Source organism: Micromonospora sp. WMMC250 (assembly GCF_027460215.1).
GTDB classification, from domain to species: domain Bacteria; phylum Actinomycetota; class Actinomycetes; order Mycobacteriales; family Micromonosporaceae; genus Micromonospora; species Micromonospora taraxaci.
The window spans coordinates 2,398,956-2,413,685 of sequence record NZ_JAPZBJ010000002.1 but is presented as its reverse complement, the minus strand read 5'-3'; the positions used below and the strand labels follow the sequence as shown (position 1 = coordinate 2,413,685).

General features: G+C 69.1%; 14 protein-coding genes. 10 read left to right on the top strand and 4 right to left on the bottom strand.

Features of this window, described 5'->3' with window-relative positions:
- Positions 1 to 698 precede the first annotated feature (698 nt).
- Together O3438_RS10410 and O3438_RS10405 are read left to right on the top strand one after the other, a co-directional pair.
- On the top strand, positions 699 to 1,730 hold the full coding sequence (locus O3438_RS10410; RefSeq protein WP_269679778.1) for a HEAT repeat domain-containing protein: 1,032 nt from the start codon (positions 699 to 701) through the stop codon (positions 1,728 to 1,730).
- Positions 1,731 to 1,922: 192 nt separating this feature from the next.
- On the top strand, positions 1,923 to 2,096 hold the full coding sequence (locus O3438_RS10405) for a hypothetical protein (protein WP_269679777.1): 174 nt from the start codon (positions 1,923 to 1,925) through the stop codon (positions 2,094 to 2,096).
- Positions 2,097 to 2,110: 14 nt separating this feature from the next.
- Here O3438_RS10405 and O3438_RS10400 read toward each other — a convergent pair whose 3' ends face one another.
- Positions 2,111 to 2,368: a transcriptional regulator gene (locus tag O3438_RS10400; RefSeq protein ID WP_269679776.1), complete on the bottom strand. Its 258-nt coding sequence runs from the start codon at positions 2,366 to 2,368 to the stop codon at positions 2,111 to 2,113.
- 65 nt (positions 2,369 to 2,433) lie between these two features.
- Between O3438_RS10400 and O3438_RS10395 the strand changes: the two genes are divergently transcribed.
- Entirely contained in the window at positions 2,434 to 3,063 is a 630-nt protein-coding gene (locus O3438_RS10395) for a hypothetical protein (RefSeq protein ID WP_269679775.1), read from the top strand.
- A 12-nt stretch (positions 3,064 to 3,075) separates the two neighbouring features.
- Here the strand turns inward: O3438_RS10395 and O3438_RS10390 are convergent, their stop codons facing one another.
- Genes O3438_RS10390 through O3438_RS10380 form a run of 3 tightly spaced genes read right to left on the bottom strand, consistent with a single transcriptional unit; the run spans position 3,076 to position 4,850 of the window.
- Positions 3,076 to 3,825 carry a hypothetical protein gene (locus O3438_RS10390; RefSeq protein WP_269679774.1) on the bottom strand — a complete coding sequence of 250 codons (750 nt, stop codon included), beginning with the start codon at positions 3,823 to 3,825 and terminating at the stop codon, positions 3,076 to 3,078.
- Between the two features lie 41 nt (positions 3,826 to 3,866).
- Complete coding sequence (locus O3438_RS10385) at positions 3,867 to 4,184, bottom strand: hypothetical protein (RefSeq protein WP_269679773.1); 318 nt, start codon at positions 4,182 to 4,184, stop codon at positions 3,867 to 3,869.
- 9 nt (positions 4,185 to 4,193) lie between these two features.
- Positions 4,194 to 4,850, bottom strand: coding sequence for a hypothetical protein (locus O3438_RS10380; RefSeq protein ID WP_269679772.1), 657 nt, complete (start codon positions 4,848 to 4,850; stop codon positions 4,194 to 4,196).
- 476 nt (positions 4,851 to 5,326) lie between these two features.
- On the opposite strand from O3438_RS10380, the gene O3438_RS10375 reads away from it, so the two are divergent.
- From O3438_RS10375 to O3438_RS10345, 7 genes are all read left to right on the top strand, one after another.
- Positions 5,327 to 6,124, top strand: a complete 798-nt coding sequence (locus tag O3438_RS10375) for a hypothetical protein (RefSeq protein ID WP_269679771.1) — start codon at positions 5,327 to 5,329, stop codon at positions 6,122 to 6,124.
- Positions 6,125 to 6,431: 307 nt separating this feature from the next.
- Complete coding sequence (locus tag O3438_RS10370; protein ID WP_269679770.1) at positions 6,432 to 6,770, top strand: pilin; 339 nt, start codon at positions 6,432 to 6,434, stop codon at positions 6,768 to 6,770.
- A 5-nt stretch (positions 6,771 to 6,775) separates the two neighbouring features.
- Complete coding sequence (locus O3438_RS10365) at positions 6,776 to 8,224, top strand: hypothetical protein (protein WP_269679769.1); 1,449 nt, start codon at positions 6,776 to 6,778, stop codon at positions 8,222 to 8,224.
- 41 nt (positions 8,225 to 8,265) lie between these two features.
- On the top strand, positions 8,266 to 9,198 hold the full coding sequence (locus tag O3438_RS10360; RefSeq protein ID WP_269679768.1) for a PrgI family protein: 933 nt from the start codon (positions 8,266 to 8,268) through the stop codon (positions 9,196 to 9,198).
- A complete protein-coding gene (locus O3438_RS10355) occupies positions 9,195 to 11,012 on the top strand; it encodes a VirB4 family type IV secretion system protein (RefSeq protein WP_442929587.1) in 1,818 nt (605 codons plus the stop codon). The genes O3438_RS10360 and O3438_RS10355 overlap by 4 nt, the downstream gene beginning before the upstream one ends.
- 65 nt (positions 11,013 to 11,077) lie before the next feature.
- Positions 11,078 to 13,501 (top strand): type IV secretory system conjugative DNA transfer family protein, encoded by a 2,424-nt coding sequence (locus O3438_RS10350; RefSeq protein ID WP_269679767.1) that lies wholly within the window; start codon positions 11,078 to 11,080, stop codon positions 13,499 to 13,501.
- 196 nt (positions 13,502 to 13,697) lie between these two features.
- Positions 13,698 to 14,642 carry a replication-relaxation family protein gene (locus O3438_RS10345; protein ID WP_269679766.1) on the top strand — a complete coding sequence of 315 codons (945 nt, stop codon included), beginning with the start codon at positions 13,698 to 13,700 and terminating at the stop codon, positions 14,640 to 14,642.
- Positions 14,643 to 14,730: the final 88 nt, after the last annotated feature.

Sequence of the window (14,730 nt, the reverse complement as noted above, 5' to 3'; positions counted from 1 at the left end):
GGGGCCATGTCTGACGGTTGGTTGGCACCCCCTGTGAAGTCACCGTGGCACTGCGGGTGAATTCGCTCGCTCGGTCGGCTCATGGGCGACAGAATGGCTGCGATCATGGTGGTCGGCGGTGGGAGACGGGGGCGTCGGTGGGCGCGATGTCGCTGGGCACACTGCTGAGGCGCTGGCTGCGAGCCATGTCTGCCGGCTCGAGCGAGTTGCCTGAACGTGACTACCTGCCTGACCTGCCGGCCACCGAGTGGCTGCGGGCTGCGGCCGGCGGCGCCGATCGAAGCGTCAGCCCTGCAGAGTTCGCTGCCGTGTTGCTGACGGTGGCCCGCGACGGTGAGCCCGGCCTGCGGGACGCGACTCTGTATGCGCTCGGTTCCGCTGATTCGCGGTGGTGGTTGCCGGTGGATGAAGCGCTGCGGGAGCGGTGGTGGTCGGCGCCGCGCTGGTCGCGGAGACTCGCGGCGGACCTGGCTGACGGTGAGGTGGAGTTACTGCGCCTGGTCGTGGCCGGTTGCCACCGTGACGGTCGGATCCGCGAAGCGGCGGTCGTTCACCTGGCTGATCACGCGCACCCGGCTGCGGTGGCGGTGCTGGCGCTTCGCAGCGCGGACTGGGTGGCCGAGGTGCGCCAGCGGGCACGGGCGGCGGTGGATGGTTGGCTGTTGTCATCGCGGGGGTCGTTGACCCCGCTCACGGAGATGGCGCTCGCGCTGCGCGGTCGCGCTGAGGGTGCCTGGTTGGCCGAGCGCGTCGAAGGTGTCCTGCGGGACCTGCCACTGCACGGCTTGGAGCCGTTGCTGGCGGCGCGGGATCGTCGGACCCGGCGGGCGGCGTACCGGGCAGCGACGGCCGGTGGCCTGTTGAGTGTGAGTCGGTTGATCACGGCGGCGATGAAGGACGACGACCTGCCGATCCGGTCCTTGTGCGCCCGTGGTGCCGTTCAGGCCGCGACGGGCCCGGCTGAATTGCGGGGGTTGCTGGTCAGCCGTACTGCGCTGGTTCGGGCTGAGGCGCTGCAGGCTGTGACTGCGGTCGGTGATCTGGGCGCTGCTGAGGCGGCGTTGCCTGATCGGCATCCGTTGGTGCGGGCGATCGCTCAGGCCGCGCTCCGCCGCAGCGGCGCGGATCCGGCAGAGGTCTATCGCCTGCGTGCTCGGCGGGAGGCGCCGGCGCCAGGAGTGATCGCCGGGCTGGGCGAGACCGGTGGCGTCGAGGATGCCGGCCTGGTTCGACGGTGGCTGGCGCATCCACGTTCGCGTGGTCGGGTCGAAGCGGTCCGCGCGTTGCGTCGCCTCGGCGTGACCCGGTCGGCCGAACTGGTGCCACTGCTGCGCGACGAGTCTGGCGCGGTAACCCGCCAGGTGGTGGCGGCCCTGCGCCACGACCTCGGCATCCTTGACCAGGAGATGCTCGAGGCACTCCTCAGGCCGGGCAACGCCCCGCATGTCCGGTTCGCGGGCTACCGGTTACTGATCGCGGGGAACGCATGGCAACGGCTGATCACCAACCTACGGCTGATCGATGATTCCGACGACCGGTTGCGGGGCAGTGCGCGGGCGGACCTCACCGCGTGGCTCAATCGGCAGGCGGCCACGACCTATCACGGTCCATCCCGCGATCGTGCCGTCGAACTCGACACGCTGATCGAACGTGCCCGCCCGGTCCTCGGCGAAGACAAGGCCCGGCTGCTGCGGTTCCACGCCGGCCTGCCCCATCAGGCGTCGCTATGACCGGCGACGACATACCTCGCCCGCTCAGCGACGTTGAGCGGGACGTCATCGCGCGGCTGTTGTCCGTGCCGTTCCCTGGGCGCGACGAGTTGCGTGCGCAGTTGCCGTTCGCTGCAGTCGAGGGTCGGTGCGGGTGCGGCTGTGTGACCCGTCAACCTTGCTGTGGATCGCGCCGCAGCGCCGGCTCCGGTGTTGTCCGGTGCACCAGTCTCGGCTGACATCAGCGACGACGAGTTCTCCGCCGGCATCGTGCTACTCGTCGATGGTGAGGGCTATCTGTGCTGCCTGGAGGTCTACTCCATCGGTGACGAACCCGTTCGGCGGCTCCCGCCCGTCGAGCGGATCAACGCCCGTCCGCAGGGGTAGCGTCCGCCTCATCGTCACCGTCGCCGCAGGAAGGCGTAGACGATCTTGTTGGAGGCGAACTCTGAGATGTTGACGAGGTCCCAGCCGAACTGGCCGAGGACCTCGGCGGCAGCAACCGCTTCGCTGACCTTCTCGCCGCTGACGCCGTGGTGGGAGACCACCGCCAAGAGACGATAAGGGTACGTCCGAAGATCAGCTTGGCCCTGCAGGACCGCCCGGGCGGTGACCATGCGGGTCCGGGCGATGTGCTCCGGGGTCTCTGCTGCGGGCATACCCGGCACCATAGTGGCTCGTCGCTCGGGCAGTCTGCCAGCCGGGCAGCCGGTATGTTCGAGACGTGTCTGCGTCGGCCGGTGTTTCTCGTCTTGTCGTGGCGCTCGTTGCGGTGCTCGCCACTGCCGCCTGTGACGGTGCCTCGGCTCCGGTGAGTGCGCCGACGACAGGGGCGGCCGCGAGCAGCGTTGCCTCCACCGCGCCCACCGCCTCGGCTGGCCCCAGCTATCGCGCTCAGGATCTGCAGCTGTGTGAACGTACTGATCTTCGGCCGTTGGCGGAGCTGTCCCTGACGGTGGCCCGCACCGATCCGAAGCCGCCGCTGGGGCAGCCGGGTGCGGCGTGTCTGTTCGAGATGCGGACGAAGGACGGGCATCAGGCGAATCTGCGGGTGGAGGCGTCCACGCCAGCCAGCGAGCAGGAGGCGCGGCTGCTCTACCGGGCTACGGCGCAGGTGACGGTGATGACTCCAGCCGGCGTCATCACCGGTGTGGGTGATGAGGCCGAGGCTTTCACCAGGCGCTCCGAGCCCGGCTTCAAGTACGCCGAGTACATGGTCCGCGCACGCACGGGCAACCTGGTGGTGAAGGTCTGGCTGGCCGTCGGCGGAACCTCGTACGCCGCCACCGAAACACTCGCGTCGAAGGCGCTGACGTTGCTCAAGGCGACCCAGGCGGCTGTACCCACGGTGTGATGCCCCCGTCGGTCATCCTCGGACGGCCTCCGGCCACCGCCCCCCGGGCAGCTTCGAGTGGTCGCCGACCTGCGTCGCGATGTCCCGGATGTTGCCCAGCGCGTCGACGAAACGCTGGCCGATGGTGAGCAGAACGTCCAGGCCAGCGGTGACCAGGTCCCCGACCGACTCGGCGAGGGTGGAGATGGCCCACGGTAGGTCGATGACGGTCACCCCTTCGGATGCCGCCTGCGCCAGCTTGCCGACCAGGCCCGTGACGATCTTCGCGAGTTCGACGGCGTAGTCGACATTCGCCTTGGCGATCGTGAACAGCCACTGGCTGATGAACTCCGACTTGACGACGGACTCGTCGACCGCGGCCTTCTGCTTGAGCGCCTTGGCGTTGTAGGCACTCGCGGCGTCGCCGGTCCACTTGGGCAGGTTCTCGTTCGCCGGGTCGGTGGTGGCGGAGGAGAGCTCGGAGACCGGGGTCTTCACGTTGTTGACCCAGCGGAAGCTGACGTGGATCAGCGAGAGCACCGGCAGTTGGTGCTCCAGGGCCTGCTCGACGCGGTCGAGGACGACGTTCAGTGCCGTCTTGGTGCTGTCCAGGCTGTGCTTGATCCACAAGAGTGCTGCCGGTCCGAGGAGCCACTTCCACTGCTGGACCTGCTCGACGATCTCATTGAACTTGGCGATCGCGGTGTCGACGCCGGAGCGGATGTGGTCGAACGCCTTGTTGAACGGTTCCCCGTACTCAAGATCAGTGGTCCCTCGCTGCATGGGGTGCTCCGTGCCCTCTCCGAACGTCGCGCGGTGGGTCGCTAGGCCCTGAAGATTTCGTTGAGGTCCAGTGAGATGACCTCGTCGGCCCGGTCGTACTCGTCGGCGATGTGACGCAGGGCCTCGCCGACCTGTTCGAATTCGGTCACCGCTCCACTCAAGATGGTGACCATGAAGTTGTGGAAGTCGTTGTAGGCCAGCGAGTGGATGAGGACGTTCGCGTCACCGATGAAGAAGGCCGACGGGTCGAGGTGGAGCTGCTCTGCAGCGACCTTGATGGCGGCGACGCGGTCGGACAGCGTCAGCCACTTACTTCCCTCATCGCGGAGCGAATCGGTGATGACGTTCAGGTCAGCCATCTCACTACCTCACGATCCAGTCCGTCCGGCGCTGGCCAGCTCGAACGCGCGGAAGAGGGAACGGGCCTCGAACTGCAACTGACCCGCGTCTGCCCGTGCGATCCGCCGGACGTCGCCGGTGATGCCGATGATGCCGCCTCCGCGGATGCGCAATGTCAGGCAGCCGTTTGGGCTCGACATGCTCGACTCGTCCGTCCGTGTGGTCAGCCGCGCCGAAGCGTCCAAATCCGCGTCGAGGTCGGACAGTGTTCGCCAGGTGTCGCGCAGCCACGTGTACTCGTCGACGTCCCGATCGGGGCTCCTGTCGAGCGGCTCCTGATCCGACGCTGCAGGATCTCTCTCCTGCGTCTGCAGATGAAGGAGCGCCGCCGCTTCGAGGGCAGCCTGCACGGCGGCGGCGTACGCCTCGAAGAGCGCATCGGCGAACCCGCTGGGCCCGAGCCGGCTGCGCCAGTCGCGAGCGATCGTGACAGCCGAGACCTCTCGTTGGGTGTCGACCACCACGCGGACGGAGCCGGAGCGGTCCGCCCCGGAGCAGTCCCCGGGTCGCAGCCCACGTCCCGTCTCGCGCAGCGCACGATCGGCCTGCTCGCGCAGGACGGAATCGTCGCCCAGGAAGTCCAGGCTTGCCAGTTCGGGGCGTTCACGCCTGCTGCCGTGCTGCATTCGCCCCCGGCCTCCTGCTCGGTCAACGCTTTCCGTGATTCACCCGCCACGGCGAGGTAGGACCACGGTACGTGAATGACCAAGATCCGTGGGACCCCGGGCACTGGGCTGGACGTCTCGCTACGGCGAGGACATTGTCGCGGCAGAGAGGCCGCGGGGGACCGCGCCGATCTCCGCAGTGGAAAGCCGGACGCACCCCGTTGGCAAAGTTTCTACCCAACGCCGGCCAACAGCACTCTTGAACTGCCGAAACAGGCCCTGTTGGTGATCACCGTAGGGGGTCCCGCGAAGTACGACGTCCTGTTGGCCAATAGGCGATCCCGGCGTTCTGGCCTGCGGACAACAAGCGTGCGTGCACCAATTTCTGAAGCCGTGTCGCATCGGCGAACTCCAGGTCGCGTTGGGTGCGCGTGTGTGGATGTGCCTCGAGAGCTACCGCCGCCGGCGGCAGCCCGCCACACACCGGGAGTATTGCGATGCCTTCCTTTTCCGAGTGGCCCGAGTCTCCGCTGGACTCCGCCCAGCGCGCTTTCGACCTGCTCGTCCACCCGCCTACGACTCTCCAGGTCGACGGCTGCCGGTTCGCCGGCTGCCCGGACCGCCCGATGTCTCTGAACGAGTTGAAGCGGTTCCTCCTCGACCGGGATACCTCGCGAGGGGTCCGCGACCTGGTTTGGCGGGAACTGGTCGTCCGGTCGCGCCAAGACGGCCCCGGCTGGGGGTTGGGGGCGGTCGGCCTCGCGATGCCCGGCCTGCGGGCCTTGGCCGGTGGGCTGGCGCGGGGTTATCGGGGCGACAGCGACGATATCGACGCGGAGATTCTGGGGACCTTCTGGGACCGCCTGATGCGCCGGGCGGATGTCGACCAACCGCGGATCCTCCCGCGCATGCTCGACGCTGCCGGGCGGGCGGGCCTGAAGGTGCGATACGCCGACGTCACCACCGAACCCTTCGACAGTGAGCCGCCCGGGCCGCGTACTCCGCTGCAGCCGTGGGATCACCCGGAGTTCGTTCTGGCCCGCGCGGTGGCGATCGGGGTGATCGACGCCGACGACGCCAACATCATCGCCGAGACGCGGTTGGAAGGCGCATCGGTGCAGGTGGCGGCGGCCCGGTGGGGCATCGCCGGTCAGCTGGCCTCGCACTGGCGCGACCGGGCTGAGTCGAGGCTGGTGGACGCCATCCGCGCGGGGGAACTGGCCCACGTCCGGCTGCGTACCCGTCCGGCCAAGCCGGTTCGCCGCACGTCCCTGCGGGCGTGGCCCGGCCAGTGACCAGGCGACCCGTTGGGTGACGGTTGGCCATGTGTTGGCCGGTCAGCCCCGGGGAACCGGGCCGAACAAGGGCTCTTGGCGGTCACGAGACCGATCACCCCTCCGACATGCCAGCCGGGGTGCGCGAGCGGTCTCGGGCGCCGCCCGGTACGGGTGGTGACTCGGTCCGGCTTTAGGCCCGTGCTCACCACGAAACCGAACCCGGTGTGGAAGGAGCAGTGCTTCCACGGTCCCGCTCGTGCGGGCGGCGCCTCCCAACCGCTTTCGAGCACGCCCCACCGAGAGGTGGGGCGGGAGGTGACCACCGATGCGCCGCATCCTGAACCGACTGTCCCTTTCCACTACGACCAACGCCAGTGTGCTGCTCGGCCTGACCGCGCAGGCCATCGCCGGAGCGCCAGACCTGCTTGCCGTCAACAACCTCCCGACCGTCATCAACAACCTGGTCGTCTGGATCGTCGGCATCCTCGTCGGCGTCGCCACGTTGTTCCTCACCTACGGCGGGGCGCTGTATCTGATGGCCGGCGGCGACCCCGGGCAGGTGGAGAAGGCCAAGGGCGCACTCAAGGGCGCAGCGACGGGCTATGCGCTCGCTGTGCTGGCCCCGGTGCTGGTGACCATCCTGCGCGGCATCCTGGGGACCTGACTCCGATGTTCTGGGACATCGTCGGAGTCGGAACCCTGCTGGACGAGATCCTCACCTGGCTGGCACAGCGGGTCGCGGACATCATCGATGCCCTGTGGTCGTTGCTGTCCTCGGCGTTCCTCGTCGTACCCGATATCACTGGGTTGCCGCAGGTGGAGTCGATCAGCGCCCGAGCCCTGATGATCGTGAACACCTGCTTCGTGCTGGCGATCATCGCTTGCGGCATCGTGATCATGGGTCGAGACAGTTTGCAGGCACGCTACGGCGTCGGTGAACTGGCACCGCGCCTGGTCATCGGCTTCATCGCAGCCAACTTCGCGATGCCGCTGTCGAAGGGGCTCATCGAACTGGGCAACGCGCTCACCCAGGCGCTCACCAGTGACTCCGTGGCCACCGACGGCTCCCTCGCCCAAATGAAACGCACCGTCGTCGACGCCCTCACCAACCCCGCCAACGCGCTTCTCACACTGATCATCGGGATCGCCATCGCCGCTCTTGTCGCAATGATCATGGTTGGTTGGATCCTGCGACTCGGCCTGCTGGTGATCCTCGTCGGCATCGCACCGGTGGCGTTGGCCTGTCACGCCACACCGTGGACGGAACCCGCGGCGAAGCTGTGGTGGCGGGCCTTCATCGGTGCACTGGCCACCGTCATCGCCCAAGCCCTCGCCCTGCACACCGCGCTGACCGTCTTCCTCAGTCCGACGGCGAACCTGCCCGCCCTCGGCCTGCCCAACGACCCAACCGGCACGTTCAACCTGTTCATCATCTGTTGCCTGCTGTTGGCCGTGGTGAAGATCCCCGCCCTGATGCGCCGCTATGTCACCGGGGGTCAGTCCAACAACGTCGTCGGCGCGTTCATCCGCGTCGCGATCGTCCAGCAGGTCAGTCGGGCACTGACCGGTGGCATCTGGCGCGGTGGTCGGCAGGCCAGCCTGTCGGCGGGGCGGGTGGCCGCCCGCCAGACTGGCCCCGGGGGACCGGGGACCGGCCCATCGTTGCCGAGACCGACTGGTGGCGGACCAGGGCCCGGGCCGGTGCCACGCAGAACCGCGCCGACGGCGGCACCGGCCCCTGCGGAGCATGCTCTACCGCAGGTTCCGTCCGGGCCCACCCCGGCCACCGTGATGCCCCAACGCATGCCCCGCTGGCGTCGCTGGTGGGCCTACACCGACTCCGGCACCGGCTGGCCGGCGGACTCCCCGCCCCAGGGCATGCGCGGAGCGAATCGGCCACCGCATGGGCCCGGAGCCGCGCCGTCATCGATCGGGCCAGCTCCAGCGTCAGCACACACCCCGAGCGGTACGGGCTGGCCGTCAACGACGGCATACGGCCCGCGCACCACCCGCGCGTCAGCGGCAGCGCGATCGCAAGCCACCAGCCCTCTGCCGCCGACTCCATCCTCCCGACCGTCGGCCCGACGCAACAGCACCGGTAACGGTTTGCCCGGCTGACACCCACGCCCCAGACCCAACCCATTGCCTGAGGAGTCCCCATGTCTGATGTCGATCTTCGTGCCCGGATCCCCGCCGACGTCGAAACCCCCGATCGCTTGCTGTTCAACCTCACCACCCGGCAGGTCGCCATTGTGGCCAGCGCCGTGGCCATCGCCTACCTGCTGTTTCGTACGCTGCTCGATGTTCTGCCGATGCCGGTCCTGCTCGGCGGTCTCGTCCCATTGCTCGGCACTGCAACCGTCCTCGCGTTGGGCCGCCGCGACGGATTGAGCCTGGATGCCTGGCTGCTCGCCGCGGTTCGCGGCGCCCGCACCCCACGACGGCAGGTTCCCGCACCCGGCGGGGTGCTCAAGACGCCGCGGTGGGCGCCGGTCCCCAGCAGCGTCGAGGGTGAGCTGACCCCTCCGACGCCACTGCGCCTGCCGGCGCGGTCGATCGCCACCAACGGAGTGGTCGACCTCGGCGGTACCAGCGCCGCGCTGGTCGCCGTCAGCACCGTCAACCTCGGCCTCCGCACCTCAGCTGAGCAGGCCGCGCTGGTCGGTGCCTACGCGCGGTGGCTCAACAGCCTGACGGCCCCGGTGCAGATCGTGGTCTCCACCCAACGCGTCGACCTGGCCGGGCACGCGCAGCGAATCGCCGACGCTGCGGACCTGCTGCCCAACGCTGCGCTAGCCGACGCCGCTGCGGACTACGCCGAGTTCCTCCTCGATCTGGAAGACGAGCGGCAGCCACTGTGGCGCACCGTCACCATCGTCCATACCGCTACCGGAGCCCGCCGCGACCAGGACGTGCTGCGCGCCGCCGAGCACACCGCTGGTGCCCTGCAGAGCCTGGGTGCCAGCACCCGCGTACTGGATGGCCCTGCCGTCTGCGCGGTGCTGGCCGCCGCCGTTGACCCCTACACCCTGCCCGTGCCCGGAGAACGGGCCCTACCTGACGAGCCCATCACCACCGAGGAGGCGTCGTGAAGCTGCTGCGACTGCTTCGTCCTCGTCGGCCTGCTCGCCCGGCGATCCCCCCGTCGGCGGAGGCCGACACCCTCGCCACGCTGATCGGCCCGGCCAGCGTGGAAGTCACCCCCCGATACCTCAAGATCGGTGAGGGGTACGCCTCGACGATGATCGTCAACGGCTACCCGGCGGAGGTCGGCGCCGGTTGGCTGCTCCCACTGACCGGCTGGCCCGGTCGTGCCGACGTCGTCATCCATATCGAGCCGCTCGCCCCGCAGGTCGCCGCGTCCCGGCTGCGCCGCCAACGCGCCCGACTGGAATCCTCCCGGCGCGCCGATGCCCAACACGGACGCCTCGATGACCCCGGCACCGAGGCCGCCGCCGCAGACGCTGCCGAACTCGCCGACCGGGTCGCCCGCGGCGCGAGCCGCCTGTTTCGGGTCGGCCATTACGTCACCGTGCACGCCCCCAACCTGGACGAGTTGACCGAGTCCGTGGCCCACGTACGGGCCACCGCCGCGTCGGTCATGCTCGACACGGTCCCAGCCACCTGGCGGCAACTGCCGGCCTGGACATCGACCCTGCCGATGGGCGTAGACAGCATCGGCATGCGGCGGGTCTTCGACACCGACGCCCTCGCCGCAGCGATGCCCCTGGCCTCCGCGGATCTGCCCGCCCCGTTGCCCGGCGACCCGCCCAGCGCCTCCGGGGTGCTCTACGGGGTCAACACCGCCACCAACGGCATCATCTGGCACGACCGCTGGGCCGCCGACAACCACAACAGCGTCGTACTCGCCCGATCCGGCGCCGGTAAGTCGTACTTCATCAAGCTCGAAACCCTGCGCTCCCTCTACGACGGAGTACAGGTCAACGTCATCGACCCCGAAGACGAATACCTGCGGCTCGCCGAAGCGGTCGGCGGCACCGTCATCCAACTCGGCGCACCCGACGTCCGGCTCAACCCGTTGGACATCGCCGCCGACGACAACCGACCCGACGCCCGCAACCGGCGAGCCCTGTTCGTGCACACACTGATCAACGTCCTGCTCGGTGCCAGCGGCCACGACAGCGCGATGGCACCCACCGAGCGGGCCGCCCTCGACCGGGCAGTCAACACCGCGTACCTTGCCGCCGGCATCACCAACGACCCGACCACCTGGGCTCGCCCGGCTCCGCTGCTACGCGACGTCGCCGCGGCACTGGAGGCCGACGCCACACCACCGGCGCTCACCCTTGCCGCCCGCCTCTCACCCTGGACCACCGGCAGCTTCAACCACCTCTTCGACGGACCCACCACCACCGGCCCCACCGGGCACCTGGTGGTCTGGTCCACCCGACAGCTCGCCGACGAACTCCGCGCACCCGGGATGCTCCTCGCCCTCGACGCGATCTGGCGCACCGTCGACGCCCCACCCGCCGACGGCCCGACCGCCGACCCACGCCGACTCGTCATCGTCGACGAGGCCTGGACCTTGCTGCGCGACGGCGAAGGTGTCCGATTCCTCAACCGGCTGGCAAAGGCCGCCCGCAAACGGCGGGCCGGGGTGTCCGTGGTGACACAGGACGCCGCAGACCTGCTGGGCTCCGAACTCGGGCAGGCCGTCGTCGCGAACTCGGCCACCCAGCTCCTCATGCGCCAAGCCCCGCAGGCCATCGCCGCCGTCGCCGACAGCTTCAACTTGACCGGGGGAGAGGCGCGGATGTTGCTGTCAGCGCAACGCGGGGAGAGCCTCCTCCTGGCAGGTGCCAACCGGGTAAGCGCCCACGCCGTGTCCTCCCAACGCGAACACGAGCTCTGCGTCACAGGCGACTTCGACAGGCAGACACCGTGACAGCACTCGCCCCCAATACACCGCCGCCGTCGCCCTTCGTGCCTCCGCCGGTCCCGTCCAACCCGATGGCGGACGCCGTCCTGAACGCACTCCGGTGGGTGACCGACCACCCGTGGCTAGGCATCGTCGTCGCCGCCCTCGGGCTCGTCGTACTGGTCGCCCGAGGGCAACTGCACAGTTGGCGGCATCGGAGACTATTGCGTCACGCCCACCAGGTCGTCATCACCCCACCACCGGAAGTCGACCCAGACAGCACCGCACGCTGGTGGGCGACCTGCGCAGAGATCCTCCGCCCTGCCGGATGGCGACGCCTGATCCACGGCACCCCACACGTCGCCTTCGAATACCGATGGGCCGGCCGGCAGTTGACCATCAACATCTGGCTACCCGGCACAGTGCCCACCGGACCGGTCCTCGCCGCCGTCACCGGCGCCTGGCCGGGCGCCACCGCCGCCGTCAATGACGCCACCGCACCGATACCCCTCGCGACTCTCGACGAAGGCGGCGCCCTGGTCCCCACCCTCGCCGCCTGGTACCCGATCGTCACTGACCATGACAGCGACCCCCTGCGACCACTGATCTCCGCGCTGTCCGGGCTGCAGGATCCCGAATACGCCTGCGTGCAGGTACTCACCCGCCCAGCCACATCCCGGCAGATCCGTCGGCTCCGCGCCGGGACCGGGGCCCTCCGCAACGGTCAGCCCGCACAAGGGCTACTCGACCCCACAGCCTGGATGCGCGGACTACTCGAACTGATCGTGCCCGGTCCCGGCCGGGCCCCCACGGGCACTCGGGTCGCCGCGTCCCGGTCGGTACCGACAGATCCGGAACGTGATCGCGACGCCCGCGCCGCGGTCGACAAACTCGCAGCCGGACAGCTGTGGGAGACCTCGATCCGGTACGGCGTCGCCCACACCAACCCTCGGAAGGTGGCAGAAGAGAATCTGCAGGCCCGACTGAAGACCCTCGCCCACGGCGTCGCCTCCGCCTACGGCGTTTACACCGCCCGCCAACGACTGCGCCGCGTTCGGCTCAAGCAGCCCGCCGCAGTGCTGTCCGCTCGACCACTGCGCTCCGGGTACCTGCTTGGCGTCCCTGAACTCGCCGCCGTTGCGGCCCTACCTACCGACCTGGCGGTGCCCGGCCTCCGACGCGCTCGCGCGAAGCCCATGCCAGCGCCGGTCGAGGTTCCCGCCGGCGGACGCGGCGTCAAACAACTCGGACATGCCGAGATCGGCGGTCACGCCGTAGGGCTGCCCGTCGTCGACGCCCGCCAACACCTGCATGTCCTCGGCTCCACCGGCGTCGGCAAGTCGACCTTCCTGGTCAACATGATCCTCGACGACGTGGCCGGCCGCCGCGGTGTCGTGGTCATCGACCCCAAGGGAGACCTGGTCACCGACGTACTGGACCGGCTGCCGGAGACCGTCGCCGACCGGGTCGTCCTCATCGATCCCGACCAGGACCAGGGCGGCTACTTCAACCCGCTCTCCGGAGACGACCACGACCTCGCCGTCGACAACGTCGTCTCCATCTTCAGCAAGATCTTCCAAAGGCACTGGGGACCGCGCATCGACGACACCCTGCGGGTCGCCTGCCTCACCCTGATGCGCAAGGCGCACGCCACGCTCGCGCTGGTGCCACCGCTGCTCAACGACCGTCAGTTCCGGATGGCTTTCACCGACGGCCTCGACGACCCAGAAGGCCTGCTCGGCTACTGGAGCTGGTACGAGTCCATGCCGCCGCCGGTGCGAGCGCAGGTCATCGGACCTGTCATGGCCCGGCTAAGAGCGTTCCTGCTGCGGGACTTCCCACGCCGCACCCTTGGCACGCCCCGCTCGTCATTCGACATGGGGGAACTGCTCGACAACGGCGGCATCCTGCTCGCCCGCCTCCCCAAGGGGCAACTCGGCGAGGACACCTCGCGGTTGATGGGCTCCTTCGTGTTGGCACGCGCCTGGCAGGCCGCCACCGCCCGCGCGAGACTGCCGGAAGGCAAGCGACGCGACTGCACCGTATTCGTCGACGAGTGCCACAACTTTCTGAATCTGCCCGGTTCGGTGGACGACATGCTCGCCGAAGCCCGCGGCTACCGCATGAGCCTGGTACTGGCCCACCAGGACCTCGCTCAACTGCCACGACCCACCCAGCTCGCGTTGAGCGCGAATGCCCGCAACAAGATCACCTTTAACGTGGCGCCCGAAGATGCGCACCAGATGGCCCGGCACATGGTCCCCGAACTGTCCGAACACGATCTGAGCCATCTGGACGCCTACCAGGCAGCTGCGCGGCTGGTCATCGACAATCGGGAGACCGCCGCGTTCACCCTGCACACCCGGCCGCCCCGCCCTGTGGTCGGCGCCGCCACACACATCCGGGCCGCCTGTGCCGCTGCCAGCGGCAACACGACGGACCCGACCGCTATCGAGCAGCTCGCCAAGCGTCTCGCCGGCAGCGATCGAGGCAGGACATCCCGTCGCAGCGACTGACGCCGCAGCTTCCCACTCCATACACCGGGGGTGGGTCCGCACCCTGGTTGGCGGTCCGGCCCAGACATGGTCGCTCCGAGCAGCCTGGGAATCGGCCGCTGCCCACCCAACAGCGCAGCTAGGAGCCGGACATGAGTCATGATCAGCCGTCCCGACAGTCCCACCGGGGGGACATCCTCCGATCGGGGGGTGCCCCGTGACCCCCCGACCCCGATCCACCCTCCGTCGCTCCACGACCACGCTTTCCGACGTCTCGGCCCGCCTTCGCCCTCGCGATCGGGTGATCGCCTTCCTGCTGTCCGACCACACCTCCCTTACCACCGACCAGATCACCTCGGCCCTGTTCGACTCCCCGGTGACCTGCGCCCATCGCCTCTACACCCTGCGACGGCTCGACTTCATCGACCGCGTCCTGCGCTCCCACCCCGGTCAACCCGCACAGGTTTACTGGGTACCCGGCCGGCTTTCCGCCCGCTTCGTGGCCCTCGCCCGCGGTGACACCCCGCCCACCCCGAAAGCCGTCGCACTCGCCGCGGACTCGGTGCTGTCCAACCGGATCCGACAGCACACCATCGAGACCAACCAGTTCTTCATCGACCTCATTGCCCACGGGCGCCGTCATCCCGAGGCGAGGCTGACCCGCTGGTGGTCCGAGCAGCAGACAGCCGCCGTCTTCGGACAACGGGTACGCCCCGACGCACACGGTGTCTGGAGCAACGGGCGCAGCAGCGTCGGCTTCTGGCTCGAGTACGACCGTGCCACCGAAGACCACCCGCGCCTACGCGACAAGCTGGACCCGTACCGGCGCCTACGGATGGACGGCGGACCCGGCCACATCCTGCTGTTCTCCCTGCCGAGCCGGGAACGCGAACGCAACTTCCACACCAAGCTCGCCGACGCCGCCCGTCACGATCACCGTGTCGCCGACGCCCTGGCCACGCTCACCGTCGCCACCTGCGCCCGGGACCGGATCAACGGACACGGCCCGTCCGGACCGGTATGGCGGCTCGTGGGCAACGGAGGACACCGGCTGAGCCTGGCCGACCTACCCACCATCGAGGACGAACCTGGCCCGCTCAATCCCGGCCCACCACGTCCGACCGAGGATCCGCTCCACGAGCTGCGTGACGAAGCGGCGTGAACCTTTCGTGGGCTTCGAATCTGGCAGCTCCGGAGGTGCCAAGTCGCTGTCTGTCCGCCCCAGTAGGGTCACCCGGCGACCGCGTACG

Excerpts from the sequence above, each read along its gene's own strand:
- O3438_RS10410 (WP_269679778.1), top strand. The coding sequence starts at position 699 with ATGGCGCTCGCGCTGCGCGGTCGCGCTGAGGGTGCCTGGTTGGCCGAG.
- O3438_RS10400 (WP_269679776.1), bottom strand. The coding sequence starts at position 2,368 with ATGCCCGCAGCAGAGACCCCGGAGCACATCGCCCGGACCCGCATGGTC.
- O3438_RS10390 (WP_269679774.1), bottom strand. The coding sequence starts at position 3,825 with ATGCAGCGAGGGACCACTGATCTTGAGTACGGGGAACCGTTCAACAAG.
- O3438_RS10385 (WP_269679773.1), bottom strand. The coding sequence starts at position 4,184 with ATGGCTGACCTGAACGTCATCACCGATTCGCTCCGCGATGAGGGAAGT.
- O3438_RS10380 (WP_269679772.1), bottom strand. The coding sequence starts at position 4,850 with ATGCAGCACGGCAGCAGGCGTGAACGCCCCGAACTGGCAAGCCTGGAC.
- O3438_RS10375 (WP_269679771.1), top strand. The coding sequence starts at position 5,327 with ATGCCTTCCTTTTCCGAGTGGCCCGAGTCTCCGCTGGACTCCGCCCAG.
- O3438_RS10370 (WP_269679770.1), top strand. The coding sequence starts at position 6,432 with ATGCGCCGCATCCTGAACCGACTGTCCCTTTCCACTACGACCAACGCC.
- O3438_RS10365 (WP_269679769.1), top strand. The coding sequence starts at position 6,776 with ATGTTCTGGGACATCGTCGGAGTCGGAACCCTGCTGGACGAGATCCTC.
- O3438_RS10360 (WP_269679768.1), top strand. The coding sequence starts at position 8,266 with ATGTCTGATGTCGATCTTCGTGCCCGGATCCCCGCCGACGTCGAAACC.
- O3438_RS10350 (WP_269679767.1), top strand. The coding sequence starts at position 11,078 with ATGGCGGACGCCGTCCTGAACGCACTCCGGTGGGTGACCGACCACCCG.